This window comes from Chamaesiphon sp. VAR_48_metabat_403 (assembly GCF_031422475.1).
In the GTDB taxonomy this organism is placed as follows: Bacteria; Cyanobacteriota; Cyanobacteriia; order Cyanobacteriales; family Chamaesiphonaceae; genus Chamaesiphon.
In genome coordinates this window covers 1-2823 of sequence record NZ_JANPLS010000481.1, presented here as the reverse complement: position 1 = coordinate 2823, position 2823 = coordinate 1, and the positions used below count along the sequence as shown (strand labels likewise).

Below are 2823 nucleotides of genomic sequence, written 5' to 3'. Positions count from 1 at the left end.
TAGCCAAGATCAAACGCAGCGATCGAGATAAGGAAACAGTCTACTATGCTTATGTGACCGACGATAGTCGCAAGCTGATGCAGGTAGTCTCCCTGCGACAATTAGTATTTACCCTGCCCGATACGCCAATTACCGACATTGCTAGCGATCGAGTAATTAAAACTTACACCGAAACACCCCAAGAAGAAGTAGCGCGGCAGATGCAGCGGTATGATCTGATTGCGGTACCTGTAGTCGATCGGGAGGATCGATTAGTGGGGATTATTACGATCGATGATGTTGTCGATATTTTACAAGAAGAAGCCACCGAAGACATCCAAAAACTCGCTGGTGTGGGTAGCGGCGAAGATTCTTCCCTGTCCCCGCCTTGGAGTAAATTGCAAAACCGCCTGCCCTGGTTGCTGGGAATTATGGCACTATATATCGGTGCATCTAGTTCGATCGCCCCCTTTCAAGATACGATTTCTAAGGTGCCAGTACTTGCCGTGATTATGCCACTGTTCTCTAATACTGGTGGCGCAGTCGGCACTCAAGCTTTGACTGTCACCATTCGTTCCCTTGGTGTTGGTGAAGTCACCCCTGGCGATACCCTCGAAATCCTTGGTAAAGAGGTGCTAGCAGGACTAGGAACGGCGATCGGTCTTGGTTTGACAATGATTGTACTCGCACTGATTTGGACACCGCCCAGCGAACGCTGGGTGGCAGTGGTGGCAGGAATTGTGATGGCAACAAATACCGTAATCGCCGTAACTTTAGGGACATTATTACCGATGGGTTTCAAACGGCTAGATTTAGATCCGGCTCTAATTAGTGGGCCATTGGTAACAACATTACTAGATACGATCGGATTTATTCTGTTTCTGTCGTTAATTACGATCGGGAGTACTGTTTTACATCCATAGCCGATCGAGGCGGGGCGTTCGCGTTGGCGTAAGCCTGCCTTAGGCACAGCGTACCGGAGGTAATCGGCTGAGTTTCAGATTATAATAACTGTAGAATTGAGGTTTATTATGAGTCCTTTACTCGAAAAAATTTTGGCAGATGTAGACAGGTTGGAACCGTCGGAGCGATTAGAAGTTGTTGCTCGTGTCATTGCCCGATTACAACAACCAGATCGCCCATTACCAAAAAATAAATTGAGTCGCAAAAAGTTGTTTGGTTGTCTGCGAGGACAGGTTACGATGTCAGAGGATTTTAACGATCCTCTGAGTGACTTTGCTGAGTATATGTAATGAATTTATTACTAGATACACATGTTTTGATTTGGCTGGTAGAAGGCAGTGACAACTTGAGTCAATCCGCAAAGCAGGCAATTGAAGATGAGCAAAATAGCTTATATCTGAGTATCGCTAGTTTATGGGAAATGACTATTAAAATGAGTTTGGGTAAGCTACAGCTAGGAATTTCACTCGATCGAATAGTAGAGTCTTATCTCTTACCCACCAGTATAGAAATTCTGCCGATTAACCTCAATCATTTATTAATTCTACGAGATCTACCTTTACATCATCGAGATCCTTTCGACCGGATACTTATTTCCCAAGCACAATCAGAAGAGTTGACTTTGGTATCGGCAGATAGATTATTTAGCGATTATCTAGTCCAAATCCTTTGGTAGTTTTGCGCTGGTAAATTAAGATGCCTCCCTATTCCCTATCCCCTATCCCCTAAAATGACCTGGACGCGCCGACATATCCTATCGCTAGCAGACTTTACCCCCACAGAGTACGATACCGTCCTCCAGACCGCCGCTAGCTTCAAAGAAGTGCTATCGCGTCCCGTCAAGAAAGTACCCACCTTACAGGGGCGTGTAGTTGCCAATCTGTTCTTTGAATCTTCCACCCGCACCCGCAGTAGTTTTGAATTAGCCGCCAAACGCCTCTCTGCCGATACCCTCAACTTTGCAGCGGCGACTTCTTCGCTTACCAAAGGCGAAACCATTCTCGATACCGCCAAAACCTATCTGGCGATGGGCGCAGACTTAATGGTAATCCGCCACAAACAAGCTGGAGTTCCGCACGCGATCGCCACGGCATTCGATACAATGGGAGTGAAAGTAGGCATCTTAAATGCTGGCGACGGACAACACGAACATCCTTCGCAGGCGTTATTAGATCTACTGACTATTTGCGCGACGATCGATCCCATCAATCCCCGGTTATCATTACTTAAAGATAAAAAAATCGCGATCGTTGGTGATATTTTACATTCGCGCGTGGCTCGATCGAATATCTGGAGTCTGACAGCTAGCGGTGCTAAAGTACATCTGTGTGCCCCACCAACCCTACTCCCCGCCGAATTTGCGGACTATTGCCAACAGCCACGGGATGGAATCGATAAGTCCCATTTATGTATTCATTGGCAGATCGAACCCGCCCTTCAAGATGCCGATTTTGTCATGACGTTACGACTCCAACAAGAGCGCATGACAGACCACTTATTACCGAGTTTGCGCGAGTATCACCAACATTACGGCATCACTAGAGAACGTTTAAAATTGTGCCATCCACATGTCAAAATTCTCCATCCCGGCCCTACAAATCGTGGTGTCGAAATTACCTCCGATCTCATGGACGATCCTGCCTTGAGTCTCATTTCCGAACAAGTAAATAACGGCGTAGCAATTCGGATGGCTTTGCTCTATTTGATGGGAAATACGAAGGAGCGGGGAGCGGGGAGCGGGGAGCGGGGAGAGTAAGAAGTAAGGAGAGTAATTGCTCGGATTTGTTGAAGAATTTGGGGATATATCCGTTACTGCGCGGCGGTTGTTATACTTAGATCCTGACCTAACATAACTCCCCACACTCCCAGTCCCCCAGTCCC

Annotated in this window: 4 protein-coding genes; all 4 read left to right on the top strand. The window is 46.9% G+C overall.

What is annotated here, in order from left to right; genetic code table 11:
- On the top strand, positions 1-902 hold a 902-nt coding region (gene mgtE, locus RMO79_RS22910; RefSeq protein WP_310485577.1), incomplete at its 5' end, for a magnesium transporter.
- Positions 903-1010: 108 nt separating this feature from the next.
- A complete protein-coding gene (locus tag RMO79_RS22905; RefSeq protein WP_310485576.1) occupies positions 1011-1232 on the top strand; it encodes a DUF2281 domain-containing protein in 222 nt (73 codons plus the stop codon).
- Positions 1232-1618, top strand: coding sequence for a type II toxin-antitoxin system VapC family toxin (locus RMO79_RS22900; RefSeq protein WP_310485575.1), 387 nt, complete (start codon positions 1232-1234; stop codon positions 1616-1618). Before RMO79_RS22905 ends, RMO79_RS22900 begins: the two co-directional genes overlap by 1 nt.
- Positions 1619-1672: 54 nt before the next feature.
- The gene (locus RMO79_RS22895; protein WP_310485574.1) at positions 1673-2698 is read left to right on the top strand and encodes an aspartate carbamoyltransferase catalytic subunit; all 1026 of its coding nucleotides are present in this window, start codon (positions 1673-1675) and stop codon (positions 2696-2698) included.
- The last annotated feature ends 125 nt before the right edge of the window (positions 2699-2823 follow it).